Origin of the sequence: Paraclostridium dentum, assembly GCF_048568265.1 — a bacterium.
Lineage (GTDB): Bacteria > Bacillota > Clostridia > Peptostreptococcales > Peptostreptococcaceae > Paraclostridium > Paraclostridium dentum.
The window spans coordinates 663,077-687,181 of the sequence record NZ_CP183813.1; the positions used below are offsets into that span (position 1 = coordinate 663,077).

Genomic DNA, 24,105 nt, shown 5'->3' on the forward strand with positions numbered 1-24,105 from the left:
GACGAAACACTTCCGTACAAAGTACGTCGTGTAAAGGAAATACATATGTTGTATACGAAGCCAATAAACAGAGTTAATTTACTTCTCTTTTTCTTTTTCTTTCTCTTTCTCAAATTCCATATCCCAAGAGAAATACCCATTATCTTTTTTAGTATATTTTAAAATAGCATCAAATTTATTTCCACTTTTGCTAGTCAAACCTTTAACTTTAGCAGAGCCACTTTTTAAAATGCTTTTTACCATAGTTTTATTAGGTTTTTTCTTTAAAGCTAATAAGAATTTATCACTATTCCAAATTCCAAATTTACATTCTTTATAATTAGTGCAAATATAACCTTTAGAACATTCAACCACATCATTTTGACAGACTGGACATTTTCCAAAGCTTTCTTGCTTTGCTCCATCATTAGAGAAAGTTCCCTTAGAATATCTTTTAGTTTTAGGGTTATAGCTATAAACTTCAGTACTAATATTTTTATTACTATCATTTTTTATAGCCTCAACTCCATTTACTATGAAGTTCATTATATTTGTAAGGTACTCACTTCTAGTGAACTCTCCTCTTTGAATATCACTTAAGCTTTTTTCAAGTTTACCAGTGTAATCAACATCTAGTAAATCCTTTAAAGGGAATATTTCAACTAAGTTTTTACCTAAATCAGTAATATAATAAGATTTACCTTTTTTATTTACATAGCCTACTTCTGAAATTTTCTTTAAAACTTCAGCACGAGTAGCAGAAGTACCTATTGAGTAACCTGATAAAACTGCTGTATCCTCATCAGATACATTTTTACCGCAGTTTTTCATAGCTTTAAGCAGTGTATCTTCTGTATAAGATTTAGGAGGTGTAGTTTGTTTTGTTAATATATCCATTTTAACAACATCTACAACTTCATCTTTGTTAACAAACGGCAATAAATCATCTTTTTCTTCCTTATTATATACTTCTAAGTATCCTTTAACTTTAAGAACTTTACCTTTTGTTAAAAATTTATGGTCATCCACGAAAGTATGAATTTCAGTATTTTCATATTCAGCAGGAGGCATGAAGTTAGCTACAAATCTATCTTTTATAGCATTATATACAATTTCTTCATCAGGAGTTAGCTTAGTAGGAATTATATAAGTTGGCATAATGGCACTATGGCTATCAACTTTTGAAGAATCAAAAACTCTTTTACTTTTAGTAAATTTAATTTTATCTGCATAAGGAAGTCCAACTTTAAGTTTTTCTAAAGTTTGAGATGCCTTACCAGCTAAGCTTTCCTCTAAGTATATAGAATCGGTTCTTGGATATGTTATATATCCACCTTTTCCCTTACCTTCATATAAAGACTGACAAACTTTTAAAACTTTATCAGAAGTAAAGCTAGAGTATTTAGAAGTTATGTAACCTTGAAGAGATGTTAAACTAAATAATTTAGGAGCATACTCTTTAGATGTTGTAACTTTCTTGTCTTTAACAATACCAGTACTGGATGTTATACTATCGATTACTTTGTTAGCATCATCTATACTATCAAATTTTGATTCTTTTCCTTTTATATACTTACCTTTATATTTACCATTAGTACAACTGAAGTTTCCTTCTATTTCATAATATGTTTTAGGAATAAAATTAGCTATTTCCATATCTCTATCGTAAACTAACTTTACAGTTGGAAGTATAACTCTACCAATATTTAATAGTTTTCCATTTCCGTATTTTAAAGTAGTCATTGATGTAAAATTAATTCCAATTAGCCAATCAGTTACTAGTCTTGTATAGCCTGCAGCTTGTAGATTTCTCATCTGTTCATCTGTTTTTAAAGTTGAAAGGCCTCTTTTAATATCTTCAGGAGTCCATTCATTTACTAGTATTCTTTTTATAGGCTTTTTATTTTTAGCTGTTAGAAAAATCAAAAAAGCTATCAGTTCACCTTCACGGTCATTATCTGTAGCATTTATAATTTCTTCAACATCGTCTCTATGAATTAACGATTTTACTATATTAAATTGCTTAGATTTAGACCCGTCAACTTTGAATCTAAATTTATCAGGGATAAAAGGAAAGTTTTCACTTTTCCAAGATCCTGCATAAGACTTATCGTAATCTTTAACATCATATAAAGATACTAAATGACCTACAGCATAAGTAACTATATAGCCATTTCCTTCAAAATATCCATCACGTTTAGTTTTAGCACCTAAAAATGAGGCTATTGTTTTAGCAACAGAGGGTTTTTCTGCTAATATCAGTTTCATATTTAAAACCTCCTTAATAAAACCTATTAAATATATTAGCACATAAAAAGAAGTAACTTCAAGAAAACTATAAAAATTATATGTATAAAGAATAAAGTAAAAAATCCGTATATAATGAATTGACATATAACTAGGTAATAATTGGGAAGTCGTTACAAATGTAGACAAAATGTTACAATTTTGTAATAATAACTATAGTATAAAAATATATTATTGAAATTATCGAATATTTATAGGGAGAGGAGCAAAGCAAATATATGAATTTAAAGAAAAAAAGCATGATAGCTGGATTAATTTCAGCGGCGATAATAATTCCGGCTTCTACTGGGGTATCGTTTGCTAATACGAATGAACAAACTAAAAGTGTTGATTATAGAACTATAAAAGGGAATTCTGTAAACTTTAGACAAGGGCCAGGGACTAATTACTCATCTATTGGAAAGTTAAACACAGGAGATAAAGTTGAATATATAGAAACTGTAGGTTCTTGGACAAAAATTAAGTACAATGGAACAGAAGGATTTGTACATAGTGATTATGTATCAGGATCTACAGGAAATGAAGAAGATAATACGGTAAAAGGGAACAAGCAAGTTACAGGAAACAGCGTAAACTTTAGACAAGGGCCGGGAACAAGTTACTCAGTTATAAAAACTTTAAATAAAGGAACACAAGTAGGCGTAATATCAGAAAGTAATGGATGGTCAAAAATAAGCTGTAATGGAACAGTGGGATATATATCATCTCAATACCTAGGAGATATAAATTCAGGTGGCGGACAAGAAGATAATACAGTAAAAGAAAATAAGCAAGTGACAGGAAGTAGTGTTAACTTTAGAAAAGGACCAGGAACTAATTACTCAGTAATATCAGCTTTAAGCAAAGGAACGAAAGTAGGAGTAATATCAGAAAGCAATGGATGGTCAAAAATAAGCTATAATGGAACAATAGGATATATATCATCTCAATATTTAGGAGATATAAATTCAGGTGGCGGACAAGAAGATAATACAGTAAAAGAAAATAAACAAGTTACTGCTAGCAGTGTAAACTTTAGACAGGGGCCAGGAACTAATTACTCAGTTATAAGATCATTAAGCAGAGGAACGCAAGTAGGAGTAATATCAGAAAGTAATGGATGGTCAAAAATAAATTATAATGGAACAATAGGATATGTATCATCTCAATATTTAGGAACTGTAGACTCAGGTGGTGGAGAAAATCCAGGACAATCATCTAGTGCAGATAAAGTTATAAATATTGCTAAACAACAATTAGGAAAGAAATATGTATGGGGAGCTGAAGGTCCAAATACTTTTGACTGTTCAGGATTCACTTTATATTCATTTAAAAATGGAGCAGGAGTAAACCTTCCTAGAGTTTCTAAAGAGCAAAGTAAATATGGAACATCTGTAAGTAAAAGCAATCTTCAAAAAGGAGATTTAGTTTTCTTTGATACAGATGGAGACGGTGTAGTAAACCATGTTGGTATATATATTGGAAATAATGAATTTATACATGCTTCATCAGGAGCTGGAAAAGTTGTAATATCACAGTTCAATAGTTACTATAATTCTAAATTTACAAATGCAAGAAGAGTTTTATAAAAATAAAAAGCGTAAGCTTTTTATTTTTTTTTACTTTATGTGTATAAATATGATTGTAAATTGAAAATACTAATAAAGTCATCATAATTATAGTATTAAGTGAAGGAGTGTAGTCATGTGCTTAATAACTGATTTTTACCAATTTAAATACAGTAAGAATAATTGCTATATAGAATTTTATATGGATAGAGATGCTGTTTTAAACATAGAGAACGCTCTAGATGAAAGATTAAGTAACTGTGTAACTAATAGAGATTCAGAATGTGCATATATGAGGTTAAAAGAGCTATTTGAAAATGCAAGGTTATCAAGTAACTCACAATATGTAGAAATCAGAATGAATAAGTGTTATATGATTTATATATCTAATTTGCAGTTATATTTTAGAAACCAAGGGCAATATGCAGTTTTAGATGTGTTATATAAATATTTACAGACATCTATGGTTGAAGAATATGAAAGTTTAAAAGTATTTAATATATTAGATGAAGAGACGAAGATAAGAGTTTTATCTAATGTTTAATAAAAATAAAGCAGGTTCTATTAAATAATAGAACCTGCTTTATTTTTATTAAAATGTTTTTTTACTTTCTTGATAATCATATACATCCATTAAAGCTTCTCCGAATCTTTGATAATGAACGATTTCTCTTTCACCTAGGAAACGAAGAACATTTTTAAGATCTACATCATCAGTTAAATTAGTAAGTTGGTAATAAGTTGCTAAAGCTTTTTGCTCTGCAGCCATATCTTCATGCAAATCTGTAACTGGATTTCCCATAACAGCTATTGTAGATGCTGAAAAAGGAACGCCGTGAGCATCTGACGGGAATATTCCAAATCCATTTTGCGCGTAGTTTTCACCAAGGCCAGCTTTTCTAAGTTCCTCTGGAGTTGCATCTTGAGTAAGTTGATAAACCATACTAGCAATCATTTCAACGTGAGCTAGTTCTTCTGTACCAATATCAGTTAAAAGTCCTTTAGATTTACTTGTAGGCATAGTAAATCTTTGAGATAAATATCTTAAAGCAGCACCTAATTCACCATTAGGCCCTCCAAATTGAGTTATTAAGTATTTAGCCATTTGCAAATCCTTAGATTTAAGATTTACAGGATGTTGTAAAGTTTTTTGATATATCCACATAAAAATTATCCCCCTATTTACATTTCATAAAATTTATTTTCCCAAGGCCATGGACCTTCTACCCATTGAAAGGGACTTTTACTTGGAGAGTATCCAAAGTTATTTAATGGTCCATATTTTTTTTCGTAGTTAATTCTAGCTTTAGCAAGCTCTGAACATAGTTTATTGTAAGTTGCTAATGCTCTTTCGTCTTCATTATGATTGTCTAGGTATAAGTTCATATCTAAACATGCAAAACAAAGTTCTTCTATATCTGTTAACATATCAGCACGTGTAGCCATTATCTTTTACCTCCATTGATTTTTTTCATATATCTATATAAATCTTTATTGTACATAGCAGATTCCCATAAATTTAATTCAGGAAATATAGTCCCATATTGAAGTGCTTTTGACAAATTATACATTTTGCCAAATACTTGGTCATTTACATATGGTCTAGCTAATGCATCGCCACAATTTTTATTAACATTTCTAGTATTCACCAAAATTCCTCCAGTTCAAATGATGTATTTTGAAAATTATATCTAAATAACAGTTAAATTAACTGTATCTAATAGCATAATATTCATATGTAGCTAAAAAGTTACACAAAATTTATAAATTAAAAAACATATATAATAAGTAGAAATTTGAAGATAATAATAAAAGTAAATGATTTTCTGGGAAATAATTAGATATAAGGTAGGAATATCTTGAACTAATATTGGCCTTTATGATAAAATAAGTTGCATGTTCACAAAAAGATGAGGTGATTGAATGAGCGAATTAGCAGGAAAAGGCTGTGAAATTATAGTTCCTTTTGATGAAAGACAGCCACTTAAAGATATCGAAAGAAGTATTGTAAAAAGATATAGAAAAAACTTATGGTCTAAGTTTATAAAGGCTATAAGAGCATATAATTTAGTTGAAGAAGGCGACAAAATTGCAGTAGCTATATCTGGAGGAAAAGATAGTTTGCTTATGGCAAAGATGTTCCAAGAGTTAAAAAGACATAGTCAAGTAAACTTTGACGTTGAATTTATAGCTATGGACCCTGGATATCATAAAGATATAAGACAATTATTAGTAGATAACTGTGAATACTTAGATATACCTATACATTTATTTGATTCGAAAATATTTGAAATTGCAGATGAAATAGCAAAAGATTATCCTTGTTATATGTGTGCAAGAATGAGAAGAGGAGCATTATATTCTAAAGCAGAAGAGTTAGGATGTAATAAATTAGCTTTAGGACATCACTATGATGATGTAATAGAAACGACAATGCTTAATTTATTATGCGCAGGTAACTTTAAAACAATGCTTCCAAAGTTAAAATCTACAAACTTTGATGGAATTGAAATAATAAGACCTTTATACTATATAAGAGAAGAACATATAGTTAGATTTATACAAAATAGTGGTATATGGCCTTTAAACTGTGCTTGTATGGTAGCGGCTAAAAAGACAGGTAATAAGAGATATGAAATAAAAGATCTTATTAAGAACTTAGGCGATAACTTCAAAGATGTAGAGAAATCTATTTTTAAATCTGCAGAAAATGTAAATATTGATTCAGTTTTAGGATGGCAACAGGATGGAGAAAAACATTCTTTCCTAGAAAGATTTGAGTAGGGTGTACTTAGTACATCCTTTTTCTTTTAGATTGATATTAATAAAAATGTATTATAAAATTATATTATGATAAATTTAATTAAGTGGTAAAATGTATAGGTTTTATGCTTTAGAGAGGATGAAGGGGATGAAAAAAATATATATAGATTTTGAGATGAATATGTCAAATTCTAAATATGGAAGAGATATAAATAATGCTGATATTATTGCTATTGGAGCTGTAAAATACGATATGGCTACAAAGGACATTTCAAATTTTAAATCGTTGATAAAACCAGTAAGCGAGATTGATATATATCCTCACATAGAAGAACTTACTAAAATAACCAATGAAGAAATTGCTGATGCACCTACTTATGAAGAGGTAATGAGAGATTTCAAAAAATGGCTAGGTGAGTTTTCAGAAATAGAAGGTATTTATACTTTTGGAAATCTAGATTTAACATGTTTTGCAAATACAGATCGAAGAAGTTCTAAAAAAAATAACCATCCAAGGTTTGTTAATAATATAAAAGATTTATTTATTGACATAAAAAAAGAATACTTAAATAAAGGTATTAGATGTATAAATTATATATCTTTAAAGAATTTACTTGAATATTCAAATGTTGAGTTTGACGGAGAAGCACACGATCCTTTAGCAGATGCATACAATTTGCTTATATTAGACATGACATTATCTAATAAAAAATGTATAAGAGAATTATTGATTATAAAAGATTTAATAAAAAACCCTTTTGTCGAAATTAATACAAATTTAGAATTTGTTTTTGAAGAATATAAACATAGAGTGCATGTTGATGAAGAAAATGTAAATTTAGATGATATTTCTATAGAGATTTTAAAAACTTTAAGATTATATCTAAAGTCTATAATTGATTTAGATATATACAATATAGAATATATAAAAGATGTTAGTAAAAAATTACTTACATTTAAGAACCTTATTGATATAAGCGAGGGATACTTTTATCTATTAGAAAATGTATACCTAGATATGATGGAATTAATGGAAGACTTATCGTATTATAAGTTAGGTCAAGACCAATATAAACAAGAATTGACTCAAATATTAGAACTATTTGAACAAGATTTAGAAGAGGAAAAATTGAATTTAGAAGAAGTTTTACAAGCCAGCTACTAAGCGCATTTTAGCAGTAGTTGGTTTGTTTTTGTGTGTATAAAAAATATTATATATAATGGAAATATTTTGAAAATTATTGCAAGATGATTAGGTTTTAGATTATAATATAGGAAAAGGTTAACATTTTTTGGACAAAAGAGGGGGCTTTAAAAATGGAAGTTATAAAAGGAACAGTATTATTATTAGCAGTACTGACCGCGTTCTCAGTATTTAGTTACAAGGCGCCGCATGGTATGAAGGCTATGGGTGCACTAGCTAGTGCAGCGTGTGCTACATTTTTAGTGGAAGCTATACAGTTTTCATTACTAGGAAATACTCTTGGAATTCCATTTCTTAGTGAACTAGGATCAATAAATGGAGGACTTGGAGGTTTAGTTGCAGCATCATTAGTTATGTTAGCATTAGGAGTTTCTCCGGTATATTCAATGTTACTAGGAATAACTTGTTCAGGATTAGGAATACTACCAGGATTTATAGCTGGATATTTAATGTCATTTGCAGTTAAATATTTAGAAGAAAAAGTTCCTCCAGGACTTGATTTATTAGTCATGGTAATTGTAATGGCACCAATAACTAGATTAATAGGTGTGTCATTAGAACCTGTAGTAAATAGTACATTATTAACAATAGGAGAAGTAATAGCAGGATCTACAAATTCAAGTCCAATAGTAATGGGATTAATAATAGGAGGATTCTTCACATTAATATCAACATCTCCATTAAGTTCTATGGCGCTTACAGCTATGCTAGGTTTAACAGGAGTACCTATGGCCATAGCATCACTACCTATATCAGCAACATCTTTTGCAAACTTTATATTATTTAAAAAATTAAAATTTGGAGATACAAGAGACACTATATCTGTTGTAATTGAACCATTAACACAAGCAGATATAATATCAGCAAATCCAATACCTATATATGTAACAAACTTTATAAGTGGGGCGCTTGGAGGAGTAGTAGTTTCAGCTATGGGGCTTGTAAATAATGCACCAGGTACAGCTGCACCATCTGCTGGACTTCCAGTTATGTTTGCATTTAACCCAGCTAAAGAAGTTTTAATATGTATGGCTATATGTGCTGTAATAAGTTCTATTGTAGGCTTTGCAGGAAGTTATGTATTTAGAAATCATAAGATAGTTACAGCTGCAGAAATAAGAGGATAATATTTTTTACATAAACTAAATAAGAATATACAGACTGTCTTACAGTAAATTTGTATAAGTTTAATACTTAGTTGCAGATTTTACTTTGGGGCAGTCTTTTTTACGATTCATAAAATTATATTAGACAAGACCTCATGGATTAATATATATACATTAAATTGGATTAAACTTAGAGTAAAAAAGCTTTTTAAGCAACGGACGTAGTCGTTGGCGATATGAACGAAGTGAATTTTTGTTAAAAAATTCATTATCTTCTGTCGTATAAATAAAATCATTTTTTTGGACTTGTATATATAAACTTATATTATAAGAATATAAGGAGGACTATGTATGGAAGGTATAAAAAGTTATTTTGAAATGGTATTTGTTATATTTATTACTTTATCAATGGCATTTATGGGAATTAAGTTATTATTGTTTATTTTAGAAATTAGAAAGAATAAACAAAGAAAAAGTATCAACGGATATAGTGAAAAAACAAATAATTTGAGAGGTGGATATAGAGGTATTAAAAGAAATCAAACTGACGAGAGTAAGAACTCAGTTAAAAGTACCAAAATAAGTAATAAAGATGATAAATATGAAATTTTAAAATATGATAATGGAGATACATATAAAGGAGAATTAGTGGACGGAAAAAGAAGTGGATTTGGAATTTGCATCTTTGCAAATAAGGATAGATATGAAGGTTTATGGAAAGAAGATTTGATGCATAGTATAGGGAAGTATATTTATAGTGATGGTTCTGTTTATAGTGGGGATTTTAAATTTGGAGTTATAGAGGGCATAGGAATGTATACTTTTGTAAATAAGGATATTTACAAAGGTGAGTTTAGAAATGGGAAAAGAGAAGGGAAAGGACTTGTTATATATAATAATGGAGATAAATTTTCGGGTACTTTTAGCGATGGATTAAGAGAAGGAAAAGGCAAGTATGTATGTAATAATGGAGGCGTATTTGAAGGTGAATATAAAGAAGACAAATTAAATGGGAAAGGAAGTTACTTATATGCTGATGGAAGTAAATATATAGGTGAATTTAAAAATAATGTATATCATGGAAAAGGTGTACATACTAATGAATCTGGAGACATATATGAAGGTGAATTTAAATATGGATATAAAAAAGGCTATGGGATATTAAAGTATAGAAATGGAGAAAGCTATAAAGGTTATTTTAAAGATGATAAATTTGATGAAAAAGGGTTATATGTATATAAAGATAATTCAGTTTACGAAGGCGAATATAAAGATGGAAAAAAATCCGGAGTAGGAACTTACACATGTGAAAGTTATAGATATATAGGGGAATGGAAAGATGATAAGAAAAGTGGAATAGGAACATATTATTTATTAAATGGAACAAAGATTGAAGTTTGTATAAAAGATGAAATGATAATCAAGGGCGAGCGAATAATAGAAGGTAAAGAAAACAAAGAGATAAAAAATATAGATATAAGCAAAAATGAAAAAGAGGTAATAAAAAACATTTAAGTAGTTACAATAATGCTACAAAGCATATACTATAATTACAAAGGTAATTAAAATAGGGTATAGTATACTTAAGGAGGGAGATTTAATGTTTTTAATATGGATTATAATAGGGATAGTATTACTTATAATTGAAGCTGTTACAGTAAGCTTTCTATCTATATTTTTCGCCATAGGCTGCCTTATAGCAGGGCTAGCATCATTTATAATACCTTCTTGGGGTGCACAAATCGTAATAATGTGTATTGTTTCAGGGATAGGAATTATATTTGGTAGAAGTGTACTTCAGAGATATTTTGAGGTAAATAAAGAAATAAAACCATCTACCATAGATGCTTTAATAGGAAAAACTGGTGTAGTAGTAAAAGATATTAGCTCAGACGAACCTGGATTAGTAAAATTAAATGGAGAAGTTTGGACTGCAACATCAGTTAATTCAATAGAAATACCCAAAGATGCCAATGTAGTTGTTGAAAAAATAGATGGGGTAAAATTAATTGTAAAAATTGCATAAGGGAGGGTTTTAAATGTTTACATCAATATTCTTTACAGTTTTAATAGTATTAGTTATAGTTTTAGCTTTTTCTACTATTAAAATAGTAAAACAATCAGAAGTTATTATAGTAGAAAGATTAGGTAAGTATTGGAAAACATGTGAATCAGGATTAAATATAGTGATTCCTATATTAGATAGAGTTGTTAAAAAAATAGATCTTAGAACTCAAGTTATAGATTCTCCACCACAACCTGTTATAACTAAAGACAACGTTACGATGTCAATTGATACGGTTGTGTACTATCAAATTACAGATTCTTTTAAGGCAACTTATGAAATAGCTAATTTAGTTCAAGCTATAAGATATTTAACAACTACTACATTAAGGGATGTAATAGGAACTATGGAACTAGATAGAACGCTATCTTCAAGAGATGATGTAAATAATAAACTTAGAATAATACTTGATGAAGCTACTGATAAATGGGGAGTAAGAGTAGAAAGAGTTGAAATTAAAAACATAGATCTTCCAGCGGATATAAAAGAAGCCATGGAAAAACAAATGAGAGCAGAGAGAGAAAAACGTGCAGTTATACTTCAAGCAGAAGGTACAAAACAATCTGCTATAACTCAGGCACAAGGACATAAAGAGTCTCAAATATTAAAGGCAGAAGGAGAAAAGCAAACTGCTATACTTCATGCAGAAGCTAAGAGGGAATCTCAAATTAGAATTGCAGAAGGGGAAGCAGAAGCAATCAATAAAATTGCAGAAGCAGAAGCAAATAGAGTTAGAATGGTATATGAAGCTCTTAAAAATGCTAATGTTGATGAGGCAATGTTATCTGTTAAATATGTAGAAGCATTAAGCGAAATGGCTAAAGGTGAAAATAAAGTATTCATTCCATATGAATCACAAGGATTACTTGGAAGCATAGGAGCTATAAAAGAATTAATAGCTGATAAAAAATAAATTTAAAGAATAAAAATGTCTTAAGGATTAATCCTTAAGACATTTTTTGCATTTTTGTATTATCACAATATAACTTTAAATTGTATATAATTCAGTATGAATGTTATCAAAGGAGTTGTATTAGATGAGCAAAATGAAATTGCTTCCATATAAAGTAAATGAAGTTAGTAGAGAGACCAAAATAGTTTCCTATGGGGTAAAAATGATTAGAGCTGATAAATTTTGGGCTAAATCAAACCGCGGAAAAGGAATTACGGTAGCTATTATAGATACGGGTTGTGATGTTGATCATAAAGCACTAAAAAATAATATAGCACACACAAGGAACTTTACAAAAGATGATAACTCAAACAAAGATATAGCTAATGATTATGTAGGCCATGGAACTCATGTTGCTGGAATTGTTCTTAGTGTTGCGCCTGAATGCAGTCTTATGATTTTAAAGGCTTTAAATGGAGATGGAGAAGGCGAGTATAAGTGGATAATAAATGCTATTAATTATGCTACAAGTAAGAATGTAGATGTTATAAGTATGTCATTAGGTGGATATATTGACGATGAAAATCTTCATAAAGCTATAAGAAAAGCTGCAAGCAATAATATATTAGTGGTTTGTGCCGCAGGAAATGATGGAGATAATAACTCATCTACAAATGAATATTCTTATCCAGCTGCATACAGTGAAGTTATTTCAGTTGGAGCTGTAGATGAGAATGCTAAACCTGCATATTTTTCAAATAGTAATAATTATCTAGATGTAATGGCACCAGGGGTAGGTATTTTGTCCACTTATAAAAATAACTCGTATGCAATTTTAGATGGAACAAGTATGGCAGCCCCTCATGTTAGTGGAGCACTAGCTCTTATAAAGAACTACTCAGATGGAGCGTTTGAAAGAGAACTAAGCGAGTCAGAAATATATGCACAACTTATTAAGTTTACTTTAGATTTAAGTTATGATAAAAAGGTTCAAGGAAATGGATTAGTATTTCTGGAAAGTCCTAAAATTCCTAAAAAAGGATTTAAATAAATGATAAAACTAATTTTTGATATTAAAAATATAAAAAAGGACAAGAATTAATTTATAAATATGAAAAGAAAAAGTATTAACATAATTTGTTATTGCTTTTTCTTTTTTAATATATGCTAAAATTTGATATAATTATACATATAACTATATGAAGGTGAGAGGTTTTATATGAAAAAAGAATTTATTGTAGTAGATTTAGAAACTACTGGTTTAGATCCATACAAAGGTTGCGAGATTATAGAGATTGGTGTAACTGAAATTATAGATAATAAAATAGGTAGAAATTATTCAAGATTAATAAAACCTAATGGAATAATTCCTACATTTATAAGTGATATAACTAATATAAGTAATGAAATGGTAGAAAATGAAAAAAGTTTAGAAGAAGTTTTACCTAAGTTTAGAGAATATGTAGGGGAAAAAACAATAATTGCGCATAACGCTAAATTTGATTTAAAGTTCTTGAATTTTTATTTAGATAAAATGGGTCTAGAGCCTATTAATAATCATATATGTACTTTAGAACTTTTAAAGCAGAACAAAGAATATAAAGGAAAAAATAAAAAATTAGAAACTGCGTGTGAGTACTATAATATAGAAAATAAAAATGCACATAGAGCAGATAGTGATACACTAGCTACTGCAAAATTATTTCTTGAACTAAATAAGTAACAAAAAACCCTTATACTTACTAAAATAAGTATAAGGGTTTTTTAAGTATACAAAATTGAATTTGCTTTTTTAGTGTTTATTTATACTTAAAAATCATAGTATATATAAGTCATAAAAATGCAGAGTTAGGAGTGACAGTAATGGGGGTTATGATAGGAGTGTTTTTAGGTGGTGATACTATATTATGGATATAATTACTAATATAGACTTAAAAATAATAAAACCTTTAAAATCTGAAGGGGTTAATTCAAAGTTATATTTAGTTGAAGATAGTCAAATGGGGAGACAATTCATATTAAAGAAAATAAAAAAATCATCTTTTAAAAATCCAGAAAAATGTTTTGAAGAACCGAAAAAAATATGTAAAGCAAATCATCCGAATATAATAAAAATAAATCATGTATCATATGATGATGAAAATATATATATAACAATGCCTTATTATAAAAATGGATCACTATATCATTTATTAGAAACAAGGAATTTAACTATACGAGAAATAAAGAACTATGCACTAGATTTTTTATATGCTGTTGAGTATATACACAATATAGGAATTGCACACTGTGACATAAAACCAAATAATATACTTATAAGTAATGAAAATAAAGCTGTATTAACTGATTTTGGTTCAGCTGTATATTTGAATAAAAATGGAGTTGGTAAATTAAGAAATGTTTACTATAAACACATAGCTCCAGAACAATGCAAGAGTACTGTTATAGATAGAAGAGTTGATATATATCAAATAGGTACAACTTTGTATCGAATGTGTAATGGAAACTTAGAATATAATAATCAATTAAAAAAATATAAAGATATAAACATGGTTAAAGTGGCATCAGCATGTGGAAAATTTCCTAAAAGAAATAAATATTTACCACATGTACCTAAAGACATGATAAGTATAATTGAAAAATGTATAAATGTAAGTCCACAAGATAGATATGAAAATGTATCAGAGATAATCAATGATATTAAGCGTGTAAATGAAAACTTAGATTGGAAATACGAAGGTAGTGATGAAAATCATTACTTTACAAGAAGGAACAATGATAATACTACTATACAAATTATAGTTAGTGAGGATTCAGGTTATTGGAATATAAAAACTATAAGAGTTAATAAGGAAAGTAGAAAATATAATATATATAAAGGTTATTGTTATGAATATATAGAGAAAAAATCTGAGGCTTTTAAGGAAGTAAACAAAATAATAGCCTTACTTTCATACCGATCAAAGTAAGGCTTTTAAAGGGGTAAAATATATTATAAAAAGGGGTTTATTAGGGAATATATTTTATTTGGGGAGTAAAAATTTTAAGGTTATCAGGGGAATAACCTTCTGAAATAATAATAACAAGATTCGACAAATATGTCAACAATATTCGACAAAAAAGTATAAAATAAATCAAATTGAATTTTTAATTTAAAAATAGACAAAAAAAGAAAAGCCAAGAGCTTTTCTTTTTTTGTCTATTTCATTTATGTATTATTCTGGTTGAGGAGCGTCAACAGGACATACGCTGTTACAAGTTCCACATTCTATACATACATCAGGATCTATAACGTATTTGTCATCTCCTGCAGATATACAACTAACTGGACATTCTGGTTCACATGCTCCACAACTTATGCAAGCATCATTTATTTTGTAAGCCATAATAAATACCTCCTAAAATTTTGTTCAGATTTATTATACCCTAAAAAATCAAGTTTACACAAAAATTTCAAAATTTATATAAAATAATTTTAAATAATAAGTACAAAAAAACATAAAACTATATACAATTAAAGTTTTGATTTATTTGGCATAAAAAGGTATAATTACTCATATATTTAAAAAGGAGAGAAAAAAATGAGTTATTATGATGATGGAAATAACAAAATAAGGCGTAAAAAAATTAGCTCACATAATGTAAACTCAAAAACTCAAGTTATTAAAAAAAATAACATAAATAGAGCTGAGAATAGTATTAATTATGATAATAGAAAAGAATATACAAGTAGTGGGAAAAGAGTTGAAAAAGTAAGAGCTAAAAAGAAATTAAGAAATAAAAAGTTTTTAGGAGTATTAAAAAAATCCTTAATATTTTTACTTATAATATCATTTGTAGGAGCTATAGCTGGAAATGCATTAATGAATGTAATGTTTAGAAATACTCCTGAACTTACATACTCATATATGAAGGATAAGTCAATAAGTAGCGACTATGTGAGTATAAGTAAAATTCCTGTGAATTTACAAAATGCGATAGTTTCTATAGAAGATGAACGATTTTATGATAATAAAGGTGTAGATTATATGGCTTTAGCGAGGTCGGTTGTACACAATGCTATAAGTAAATCTACACAAGGTGGAAGTACACTTGAAATGCAACTTTCAAAAAATCTTTTAACTACTACAGATCAAACTATAAAAAGAAAACTTAAAGACATGTATAACGCTAAGCAAATGAATAAACATATGAACAAACGAGAAATATTAGAACTTTATTTAAATAATATATATTTAGGAAAAAGTTCATATGGAGTCGAAAAAGGAGCTAAAATCTATTTTGGCAAAAATGTAAGTGAACTTAATTTAGGTGAATGTGCGTTATTGGCTGGGATAACAAATAATCCAGGACTATACTCCACAGATTATGAAGCAGCTAAAAAAAGACGAGATATAATTTTATATAAAATGCAAGAATTAGGATATATAACTAAAGATGAATATGAAACAACTAAAAAGCAAGAAACTCCAATGAATATAAAGTAAAAGAGGTGTATCATGAGTAATTTTAAATTTAAATTTAGAGAAAAAGAGTATGAACTAAATGAAAGCAACTGTAGTGGGCTAATAAATGATGAAGAAAAGCCAGTATCTAATATAGATTTAGATGAGGTTTTAAGATTATTAAATCAAGATGAAAATATTGATTTTGATTTAGAATACTACCAAGAAGCTTGTCCAGAGTGTTTAGCTGGAGTTAAAGAAAAACAAAAATTCTTTGGATTCTTAGAATATCATTTTTATGTATTTTCAAAAGATGGCAAATATGTAATTAGTGATATAGATAAAGAATATGAAGGAATGTCATTTAATAAGTTAAGTAGAGCTGGAAAAGTAGATGATAGTTATATAGTAAGTATAATAATATGTGAACATTGTAGTGATTATATAGTTCAAATAGAAAATTGTATAGTATAAAAAGCTGCTTTTATAGCAGCTTTTTTATTTTTATATATAAGTATTGAAGACAACAGTTACTTGAGCTGTAACTACTAAATCACCTGATGATAGATAAGGAGAGCTTGAATATCCAACATCTCTTTTACTTACAGAATAAATTGAAGTACTATTTTCAAAAATACTTTCAGGTAAAGGTCTTAATTTTATACCAAGGTTTTTAGCTAATAATGCACCTTTATCCAATGCATCTTGAGTTGCAGCTAAAAGTGCATCTTTATAATGAGGAGCTGTATCTGATATAGTAAATGAAATATTAATATTACTATTAGCCCCGTTTTCTATAGCTAAAGAATAAATATCACCTAAATTATTTAGATTAGTAATTTCAATTCTTAAAGTAGTAGTAATTTCATAAGCGACAAGTTCATTTGTTATATTGTCATATTTTTTATTAATAGAAACATCATAAGCATTTATATTTTCTTTTGGAATACCATAGTCAGTTAGACTAATTATTATAGCATTTACAGTATTTGAATTCTCTACTTGAGCTACTTGAACATCAGGATTAGATGTAGTTACACCTACTGTCAATAAAGCTAAGTCAGCCTTAACTCTAACAGTTCCAACTCCGTTTATAGAGAGTTGCCCTTTCTCTCTAATTGCATTCATATTCATATATTGCATAAAATATCCCCTTTCAATAATCACATATACTATAAATATACTAATTTAAAATAAAATTTATTCCTAAGATAAGGCTTGACTAGAAATAATGATATAGTAAAACTACTATAGATGAAATAAAATTTGAAAGGTAGTATAATAATGTAAGTAAAAAATAACTAGATTTTTATTTATATACAATTTTACATATAAAGTTAGGAGGTAAAAATGCAACCATTAGCTGATAGATTAAGACCTCAACAAATAGATGACATGATAGGGCAAACTCACATAATAGGAAAAGGAAAAATTATAAATAAACTTATTGAGAATAAAACTATTCCAAATATGATTTTATATGGTCCTCCTGGTACGGGAAAAACTACATTAGCCAATATAATAGCTAATGTAACAGGTAAAAAATATATAAAGTTGAACGCAGTTAACTGTGGAACTAAAGAAATTAAAGATGCTATAGATAGCAGTAAGAGAGATTTATTTTCGTATAACGGAATAATTTTAATGCTAGATGAGATACAAGCTTTAAATAGAAAGCAACAACAATCACTTCTTGAAGTTATAGAGGATGGATCAGTTACATTAATAGCAAGTACAGCTGACAATCCATATTTTGTAGTATATAAAGCTATATTAAGTAGAAGTACTATATTCGAATTTAAGCCAATAAATAAAAATGATATATTTGGAGGTCTAAAAAAGTCTGTAGAAAAAATTAAAAAATTTAATACATATGAGATTTTAAATGTTGACGAAAATGCATTAGAGTATATTTCTCAAACTTGCAATGGCGATATGAGAAGTGCATTGAATAAGCTAGAGTTAGTTATAAATTTAGGAACAGATATAACATCTAATAGTGTAAATATAACACTAGAAAATGTTATGGATTGTTCAACTGTAAAAATGATGAATTTTGATAGAGGTGGAGATGATGGATACTCTATACTATCTGCATTTCATAAATCTCTTAGAGGCTCAGATGCAGATGCAGCTATACATTACTTAGCAAGGCTTGTAAAAGCAGGAGATATACAAGGAATAACAAGAAGATTATTGTGTGTTGCAAGTGAGGATGTAGGGCTTGCGGTTCCTCAAGCTATAACAATAACTGAAGCTTGTGTTTCAGCAGCTCTTCAATTAGGGTTTCCAGAAGCGAGAATTCCTCTTGCGCAAGCTACAATATACTTAGCACAGTGTCCAAAATCAAATTCAGTAATAAGTGCTATAGATTTAGCACTAGCTGATTTAGATAGCATAGAAACAGGGGATATACCTATGCATTTAAAAGATGCTCATTACTCAGGGGCAGCTAAGCTCGGTAGAGGTCTTGAATATAAATATCCTCATGATTATGAAAATAATTATGTAGATCAACAGTATTTACCTGACCCTATAAAAGATAGAAAGTATTATAATCATGGGTTAAATAAAAATGAAAAATCATTTGAGCAGTATTGGAAAGTTTTGAAGAATAAAAGTGAGTAGTTAAAATTAAGAAAGGTACAGCTTTGATGCTGTACCTTTTTATTATATTCTTTTATATATTAGTGGATCTACAAATCCAAAAGTTATTTTATCGTTTTTATAAAAAACTTCGCTTACATATAATGCAGAGTCTTCTATTCTTTCTTTTAGTTCAAATTTAGTTACAGGTGAAAAATGACTGATACTTTCTCCCGTAAATACTCCGTTGGACTCATCATAGACCATAGGAGTAAACTTTTCAGATACAATTAAATCATTATAATCCATTGTTAATGATTCGTTATCATTTCTAAAATCTTCTTTTTTAACTCCTTCAGGTAATTCATATGATGTTAATACAACCTTATTATCTTCATTTAGTGTAAATAAAAATAAATGAGGCAATATGTTGCTGAAATTGCCTTGTTTATAGTAGCTTTCTTCTATAACAAAGTAACCTTTAAAATCTTTAGGTAAATTTTTTATTTTATCATTACATATACCATTTATATGTTTTGCACAAGGGTGTTTTACCTCGCCTTTTTTTAATTCAGATTCTATTTGCTCATCGTTATTAAATGTTCCACATAAATTTTTAACAAAGACATCTAATACAGTCATAATTAACCCTTCTTTCTGAAATTATTAAAACTAATATATCACTATGAAAATACATTTTCAAGTAATTTGACTATAAAAATAAAATTTTGTTTTAATTTGATATAATTATAAAATAATAACTAATTCAATAAAGGAAAAAAGCATTATAAAAAAGAATAAATAAATAACTAATAACATATTATTTAGCATTAAACTTATATGTCGGAGGATAAAATGATTCTAAAGTTAGATGAATATTACCATAATCAAATTATTGAATACTTAAGAAGAGAAGAAGATTTTAATTTATTTGTAATAGGAGACATTGAAAGATATGGATATGATAATCAATTTTTTAATATATGGGGAGATTTAAATACCGTTGGGGATATAAATGGATTACTTATACAATACTTTGATCTATTAACGTTGTATTCTTATGATAATAGCGACTTGACTTGCTTTATTGATTATATAAATAGCCTACCATTTAGTAACATAAATGGGAAAATAGAAACTTTAAAATACATAGAGCCATATATTGATTATAATAGAAAAAGAATTGTGAACTTTTGTATACTGAAAAATAGAAGTTATTTAAAAGAATATAAATTAGATAGTGATGTTAAAAAAATAAGATTTGGAAAGATAGGTAAAATACTAAGTTTATATGAAGATATAAATGAATTTCAAAAACCTACAATACAAAGTATAAGAGAAAATTTAAGAACTGGAAGAGGTTATTACATTGAAAAAAATAAAAAAATTGTATCTATGGCAAAATCTACATCAGAAAATGCTACACATGCAATGATAGTTGGAGTAGGTACACACCCTATGTATAGGAATAAGGGGTATGCAACAAAATGTATAGTTAAGCTATGTAATAGTTTATTAGATGAAAAAAAGAAGCCATGCCTATTTTATGATAATGAAGATGCCGGAAAAATTTATAAAAAATTAGGGTTTAAAGAAGTTGGTCAGTGGGTAATTTATTATAGGTAAAGAATAAAAAGAGTTGAAAACACAAGGTTTTAACTCTTTTTTTAATTCCTACAAAAATAGTATGAATTTAATGTTGACAAGATCACTAGGATATAATAAAATAATCTTGAAGATAAAACCTAGTAAGTTAGTCGGGAATACCTATTTGAAAAGAAGGTGTATAAAATGAAGCTATCAACTAAAGGTAGATACGGACTAAAAGCAATGTTTGAGCTTTCGTTGACACAGAAAAATGGACCAGTTCCATTAAGACAAATAGCTCAAAAGCAAAATATATCAGAGCAATATTTAGAGCAAATATTTTCAGCACTTAAAAAAGCTGGATTGATTAAAAGTGTAAGGGGTGCTCAAGGAGGATATTTATTAGTTAAAGAACCTAAAGATATAACTGTAGGAGATATACTAATAGTACTTGAAGGTCCTGTTTCAATATCAGATTGTGTAGTAGATGAAGATATATGTGAAAATTCCGACATATGTGTTACCAAAATTGTTTGGGAAAGACTTAAAAAAGGTATTGAAGATGTTATAAATTCAATAACACTTCAAAACATGATAGATGATTACAATAAAAATAAAAACAAAAACATAAATGATATAACAGATTTAATTATAAAATAGATTTAGGAGATGAATGAAATGGAAAAAAGAAAAATATATATGGATTATTCGGCTACAACTCCTGTAAAACAAGAAGTATTAGATGCTATGATGCCTTACTTCACTGAAACTTTCGGAAATGCATCAAGTTTTCATTCTTTCGGGAGAGATGCAAAGAATGTTTTAGATAAATCAAGAGAAACTGTAGCTAATCTTATAAATGCAAAACCAAATGAAATATACTTTACAGCTGGTGGAACAGAAAGTGACAACTGGGCAATAGAAGGAGTTGCTTTTGCAAACAAGTCTAAAGGAAATCATATAATAACTTCTAAAGTAGAACATCATGGTATATTACATGTTTGTGAATATTTAGAAAAGCATCACGGATTTGAAGTAACATACTTAGATGTAGATGCTGATGGTAGAGTAAATGCTGAAGATGTTGAACAAGCAATAACAGATAAAACTATATTAATAAGTATAATGTTTGCTAACAACGAAGTAGGTACTATACAACCTATAAAAGAAATAGGAGAAATAGCTAAAAAACATAATGTTATATTCCACACAGATGCTGTTCAGGCTGCTGGAAATATACCAATAGATGTTAAAGAGTTAAATATAGATTTAATGAGTATGTCATCTCATAAGATTTATGGACCAAAAGGTATAGGTGCTTTATACATAAGAACTGGTGTTAAATTACACACATTCGTTCATGGTGGAGCACAAGAGAGAAGAAGAAGAGCAGGTACAGAAAATATACCAGGTATAGTTGGATATGCAAAAGCATGTGAACTTGCAAAAGCTAACATGGAAGAGCATATAGAAAGACTAACAGCATTAAGAGCTAAACTTATAGATGGTATACTAGAAAGAATACCTCATACAAAAGTTAATGGAAGCTTAGAGTACAGACTTCCAGGAAATGTAAACTTCTCATTTGAGTTTATAGAAGGAGAAGGAATACTATTAATGCTAGACATGTTAGGTATAGGAGCATCAAGTGGATCAGCTTGTACTTCTGGATCACTAGATCCATCTCACGTTCTTATGGCTATGGGGCTACCTCATGAGATAGCTCATGGATCATTAAGACTTAGTATAGGAGATTTTACAACAGAAGAAGATATAGATTATATAATAGATAACTTACCAAAAATAATAGAGAGACTAAGAAGTATGTCACCATTATACAACAAGTTAGAAAAGGGAGGTAATTAATATGCAATACAGTGAAAAAGTTATGGATCATTTCATGAACCCAAGAAATGTTGGAGAAATAGAGGATGCTAGTGGAATAGGAGAAGTTGGAAACGTTAAATGTGGAGATATAATGAGAATATATCTTGATATAGATAATGATACTAAAATAATAAACGATGTTAAGTTTATGACTTTCGGATGTGGATCAGCTATAGCAAGTTCTTCTATGGCTACAGAATTAATAAAGGGTAAAACTATAGAAGAAGCTTTAGAAATAACAAATAAAGCTGTTGCAGAAGCATTAGATGGATTACCACCAGTAAAAATGCACTGTTCAGTATTAGCAGAACAAGCTATAAAAGCTGCTTTAATAGATTACTCTAAAAAGAATAATATACACATAGCTGCTTTAGATGGTGTTGTTATAGAAGATGATCACGATCATCACCATGATTTAGAAGAAGATTTAGTTTAAATTTAAAATATAAATAGGAGAGTAATATGTATTTCCTTCACACGACGTACTGCGTACGTAAGTGTTGCGTCAATACATATTACTCTCTATTTGTTATTAAGAAATTTAAAATATTTGTGAGTAAGGAAAAGAGGACATTTATAACTATAAGTTATAAATGTCTTTTTTTATGGGAATTTTTATAAAAAATGAAACTTTTTTGAATAATTTATCGTCTAATATATGAAGATATTTTTAGAAGGAAATAAAATTGTAAGAAAATCTTAAGATTTATGTTAAGAAATTCTTAAGATTTATAGTTTATTATATAAATATAGAAAAAATAAAGATAGAAAGGTGGGGATATTGTATAATCAAAGCTGATGATTAAATGAAGTGAGGTAAGTATATGAGCAATATTTTAGTTGTTGATGATGATAAAGAGATAGTAGACTCGATTGAGATTTACTTAAGAAATGAAGGATTTAATATATTTAAAGCTTATGATGGTATGGAGGCATTAGAAATTTTAGTATCAGAAAATATTCATCTGATAATTATGGATATAATGATGCCTAAATTAGATGGAATAAAAGCTACCATAAAAATTAGAGAAGAAAAAAATATACCAATAATATTAGTATCTGCAAAAAGTGAGGATAGTGATAAAATTATTGGATTAAATATTGGAGCAGATGACTATATAACAAAACCATTCAATCCATTAGAACTTATAGCAAGGACTAAATCGCAACTCAGAAGATACATAAATTTAGGAAATTACGAATCTGTAGAAAATAAAGATATTTTACAAAGTGGAGATCTTAAATTAAATATTAATAGTAAAGAAGTATTTGTTGATGAAGAATTAGTTAAACTTACGCCTATAGAATTTAAGATTTTAAATCTTTTAATATCTAATAAAGGTAGAGTTTTTTCAATAGATGAAATTTATGAAAGAGTTTGGGAAGAAGAGAGTTTTAACTCAGAAAATACAGTCAGTGTTCATATTAGGAGAATTAGAGAAAAAATCGAAATTAATCCTAAAGAACCAAGATACTTAAAGGTGGTGTGGGGCGTTGGATACAAAATCGAGAAGTTATAATATTTTAAAAATAAAAAGATGGAATATACAGTTAGTAATGCATTTTGCACTTTTACTTATATTTTTCTTTATGGCGCAAGTTGGAGCTGTTTTAATAGGGTTTACATATTTAGAAGGACAGTTAGGGCTACAATTTTTAGTTTTAGCAGTTTCAAATTTTATTTTTTACAAAACTATGAGAGCTATGAATTTATTATAGGTAAGATAAGAAATGGGT

The 24,105-nt window shown here is 28.4% G+C and carries 27 protein-coding genes; 20 read left to right on the top strand and 7 right to left on the bottom strand.

Annotated features, from left to right (window positions below; genetic code table 11):
- Window positions 1–78: 78 nt before the first annotated feature.
- On the bottom strand, window positions 79–2,247 hold the full coding sequence (locus tag ACN6I1_RS02915; RefSeq protein ID WP_419742658.1) for a DNA topoisomerase: 2,169 nt from the start codon (window positions 2,245–2,247) through the stop codon (window positions 79–81).
- A 257-nt stretch (window positions 2,248–2,504) separates the two neighbouring features.
- On the opposite strand from ACN6I1_RS02915, the gene ACN6I1_RS02920 reads away from it, so the two are divergent.
- Both ACN6I1_RS02920 and ACN6I1_RS02925 read left to right on the top strand, forming a co-directional pair.
- Window positions 2,505–3,854 carry an SH3 domain-containing protein gene (locus tag ACN6I1_RS02920; RefSeq protein ID WP_419742659.1) on the top strand — a complete coding sequence of 450 codons (1,350 nt, stop codon included), beginning with the start codon at window positions 2,505–2,507 and terminating at the stop codon, window positions 3,852–3,854.
- A 115-nt stretch (window positions 3,855–3,969) separates the two neighbouring features.
- Window positions 3,970–4,377 (top strand): hypothetical protein, encoded by a 408-nt coding sequence (locus tag ACN6I1_RS02925; protein WP_021432152.1) that lies wholly within the window; start codon window positions 3,970–3,972, stop codon window positions 4,375–4,377.
- Between the two features lie 48 nt (window positions 4,378–4,425).
- On the opposite strand, the gene ACN6I1_RS02930 is transcribed toward ACN6I1_RS02925, so the two are convergent.
- Genes ACN6I1_RS02930 through ACN6I1_RS02940 form a run of 3 tightly spaced genes read right to left on the bottom strand, consistent with a single transcriptional unit; the run spans window position 4,426 to window position 5,482 of the window.
- A complete protein-coding gene (locus ACN6I1_RS02930; protein ID WP_148551190.1) occupies window positions 4,426–4,998 on the bottom strand; it encodes a manganese catalase family protein in 573 nt (190 codons plus the stop codon).
- Between the two features lie 17 nt (window positions 4,999–5,015).
- The gene (locus tag ACN6I1_RS02935) at window positions 5,016–5,279 is read right to left on the bottom strand and encodes a spore coat protein CotJB (protein ID WP_021429956.1); all 264 of its coding nucleotides are present in this window, start codon (window positions 5,277–5,279) and stop codon (window positions 5,016–5,018) included.
- The gene (locus tag ACN6I1_RS02940; protein ID WP_021429821.1) at window positions 5,279–5,482 is read right to left on the bottom strand and encodes a spore coat associated protein CotJA; all 204 of its coding nucleotides are present in this window, start codon (window positions 5,480–5,482) and stop codon (window positions 5,279–5,281) included. The genes ACN6I1_RS02935 and ACN6I1_RS02940 overlap by 1 nt, the downstream gene beginning before the upstream one ends.
- Before the next feature lie 274 nt (window positions 5,483–5,756).
- On the opposite strand from ACN6I1_RS02940, the gene ACN6I1_RS02945 reads away from it, so the two are divergent.
- From ACN6I1_RS02945 to ACN6I1_RS02985, 9 genes are all read left to right on the top strand, one after another.
- Complete coding sequence (locus ACN6I1_RS02945; RefSeq protein WP_419742660.1) at window positions 5,757–6,617, top strand: tRNA 2-thiocytidine biosynthesis TtcA family protein; 861 nt, start codon at window positions 5,757–5,759, stop codon at window positions 6,615–6,617.
- 127 nt (window positions 6,618–6,744) lie between these two features.
- Window positions 6,745–7,761, top strand: coding sequence for an exonuclease domain-containing protein (locus ACN6I1_RS02950; protein ID WP_419742661.1), 1,017 nt, complete (start codon window positions 6,745–6,747; stop codon window positions 7,759–7,761).
- A 152-nt stretch (window positions 7,762–7,913) separates the two neighbouring features.
- Window positions 7,914–8,927, top strand: coding sequence for a PTS sugar transporter subunit IIC (locus tag ACN6I1_RS02955; RefSeq protein ID WP_021429898.1), 1,014 nt, complete (start codon window positions 7,914–7,916; stop codon window positions 8,925–8,927).
- A 330-nt stretch (window positions 8,928–9,257) separates the two neighbouring features.
- Window positions 9,258–10,421, top strand: a complete 1,164-nt coding sequence (locus tag ACN6I1_RS02960) for a hypothetical protein (RefSeq protein ID WP_419742662.1) — start codon at window positions 9,258–9,260, stop codon at window positions 10,419–10,421.
- 85 nt (window positions 10,422–10,506) lie between these two features.
- Window positions 10,507–10,932, top strand: a complete 426-nt coding sequence (locus ACN6I1_RS02965) for an NfeD family protein (RefSeq protein WP_114542745.1) — start codon at window positions 10,507–10,509, stop codon at window positions 10,930–10,932.
- A 13-nt stretch (window positions 10,933–10,945) separates the two neighbouring features.
- Window positions 10,946–11,884 (top strand): SPFH domain-containing protein, encoded by a 939-nt coding sequence (locus ACN6I1_RS02970; protein ID WP_278547978.1) that lies wholly within the window; start codon window positions 10,946–10,948, stop codon window positions 11,882–11,884.
- A gap of 124 nt (window positions 11,885–12,008) precedes the next feature.
- The gene (locus ACN6I1_RS02975) at window positions 12,009–12,914 is read left to right on the top strand and encodes a S8 family peptidase (protein ID WP_278547976.1); all 906 of its coding nucleotides are present in this window, start codon (window positions 12,009–12,011) and stop codon (window positions 12,912–12,914) included.
- Window positions 12,915–13,082: 168 nt separating this feature from the next.
- Window positions 13,083–13,586, top strand: coding sequence for a PolC-type DNA polymerase III (locus tag ACN6I1_RS02980; protein WP_021429918.1), 504 nt, complete (start codon window positions 13,083–13,085; stop codon window positions 13,584–13,586).
- A 184-nt stretch (window positions 13,587–13,770) separates the two neighbouring features.
- Complete coding sequence (locus ACN6I1_RS02985) at window positions 13,771–14,832, top strand: serine/threonine-protein kinase (protein WP_419742663.1); 1,062 nt, start codon at window positions 13,771–13,773, stop codon at window positions 14,830–14,832.
- Window positions 14,833–15,078: 246 nt separating this feature from the next.
- Here the strand turns inward: ACN6I1_RS02985 and ACN6I1_RS02990 are convergent, their stop codons facing one another.
- Window positions 15,079–15,249, bottom strand: a complete 171-nt coding sequence (locus ACN6I1_RS02990) for a 4Fe-4S binding protein (RefSeq protein WP_021429849.1) — start codon at window positions 15,247–15,249, stop codon at window positions 15,079–15,081.
- 195 nt (window positions 15,250–15,444) lie between these two features.
- Here ACN6I1_RS02990 and ACN6I1_RS02995 point away from each other — a divergent pair, with 195 nt between their 5' ends.
- Both ACN6I1_RS02995 and ACN6I1_RS03000 read left to right on the top strand, forming a co-directional pair.
- Window positions 15,445–16,350, top strand: a complete 906-nt coding sequence (locus tag ACN6I1_RS02995; RefSeq protein ID WP_419742664.1) for a transglycosylase domain-containing protein — start codon at window positions 15,445–15,447, stop codon at window positions 16,348–16,350.
- Between the two features lie 12 nt (window positions 16,351–16,362).
- Window positions 16,363–16,782, top strand: coding sequence for a DUF3785 family protein (locus ACN6I1_RS03000; RefSeq protein WP_021429894.1), 420 nt, complete (start codon window positions 16,363–16,365; stop codon window positions 16,780–16,782).
- A 30-nt stretch (window positions 16,783–16,812) separates the two neighbouring features.
- Here the strand turns inward: ACN6I1_RS03000 and ACN6I1_RS03005 are convergent, their stop codons facing one another.
- Window positions 16,813–17,451 carry an SIMPL domain-containing protein gene (locus ACN6I1_RS03005; RefSeq protein WP_419742665.1) on the bottom strand — a complete coding sequence of 213 codons (639 nt, stop codon included), beginning with the start codon at window positions 17,449–17,451 and terminating at the stop codon, window positions 16,813–16,815.
- A gap of 207 nt (window positions 17,452–17,658) precedes the next feature.
- Here ACN6I1_RS03005 and ACN6I1_RS03010 point away from each other — a divergent pair, with 207 nt between their 5' ends.
- Window positions 17,659–18,936, top strand: a complete 1,278-nt coding sequence (locus tag ACN6I1_RS03010) for a replication-associated recombination protein A (protein WP_419742666.1) — start codon at window positions 17,659–17,661, stop codon at window positions 18,934–18,936.
- A 42-nt stretch (window positions 18,937–18,978) separates the two neighbouring features.
- Here the strand turns inward: ACN6I1_RS03010 and ACN6I1_RS03015 are convergent, their stop codons facing one another.
- Window positions 18,979–19,536: a hypothetical protein gene (locus tag ACN6I1_RS03015; protein ID WP_419742667.1), complete on the bottom strand. Its 558-nt coding sequence runs from the start codon at window positions 19,534–19,536 to the stop codon at window positions 18,979–18,981.
- A 213-nt stretch (window positions 19,537–19,749) separates the two neighbouring features.
- On the opposite strand from ACN6I1_RS03015, the gene ACN6I1_RS03020 reads away from it, so the two are divergent.
- The 6 genes from ACN6I1_RS03020 to ACN6I1_RS03045 all read left to right on the top strand — a co-directional run bounded on the left by ACN6I1_RS03020 (window position 19,750) and on the right by ACN6I1_RS03045 (window position 24,087).
- On the top strand, window positions 19,750–20,520 hold the full coding sequence (locus ACN6I1_RS03020) for a GNAT family N-acetyltransferase (protein WP_419742668.1): 771 nt from the start codon (window positions 19,750–19,752) through the stop codon (window positions 20,518–20,520).
- 165 nt (window positions 20,521–20,685) lie between these two features.
- A complete protein-coding gene (locus tag ACN6I1_RS03025) occupies window positions 20,686–21,141 on the top strand; it encodes an RrF2 family transcriptional regulator (protein ID WP_419742669.1) in 456 nt (151 codons plus the stop codon).
- 18 nt (window positions 21,142–21,159) lie between these two features.
- Entirely contained in the window at window positions 21,160–22,347 is a 1,188-nt protein-coding gene (gene nifS / locus ACN6I1_RS03030) for a cysteine desulfurase NifS (RefSeq protein ID WP_419742670.1), read from the top strand.
- A gap of 1 nt (window position 22,348) precedes the next feature.
- Window positions 22,349–22,804, top strand: a complete 456-nt coding sequence (gene nifU, locus ACN6I1_RS03035; RefSeq protein WP_021429900.1) for a Fe-S cluster assembly scaffold protein NifU — start codon at window positions 22,349–22,351, stop codon at window positions 22,802–22,804.
- A gap of 388 nt (window positions 22,805–23,192) precedes the next feature.
- Complete coding sequence (locus ACN6I1_RS03040; protein WP_021429919.1) at window positions 23,193–23,888, top strand: response regulator transcription factor; 696 nt, start codon at window positions 23,193–23,195, stop codon at window positions 23,886–23,888.
- Complete coding sequence (locus tag ACN6I1_RS03045) at window positions 23,863–24,087, top strand: hypothetical protein (protein WP_021429896.1); 225 nt, start codon at window positions 23,863–23,865, stop codon at window positions 24,085–24,087. Before ACN6I1_RS03040 ends, ACN6I1_RS03045 begins: the two co-directional genes overlap by 26 nt.
- Window positions 24,088–24,105: the final 18 nt, after the last annotated feature.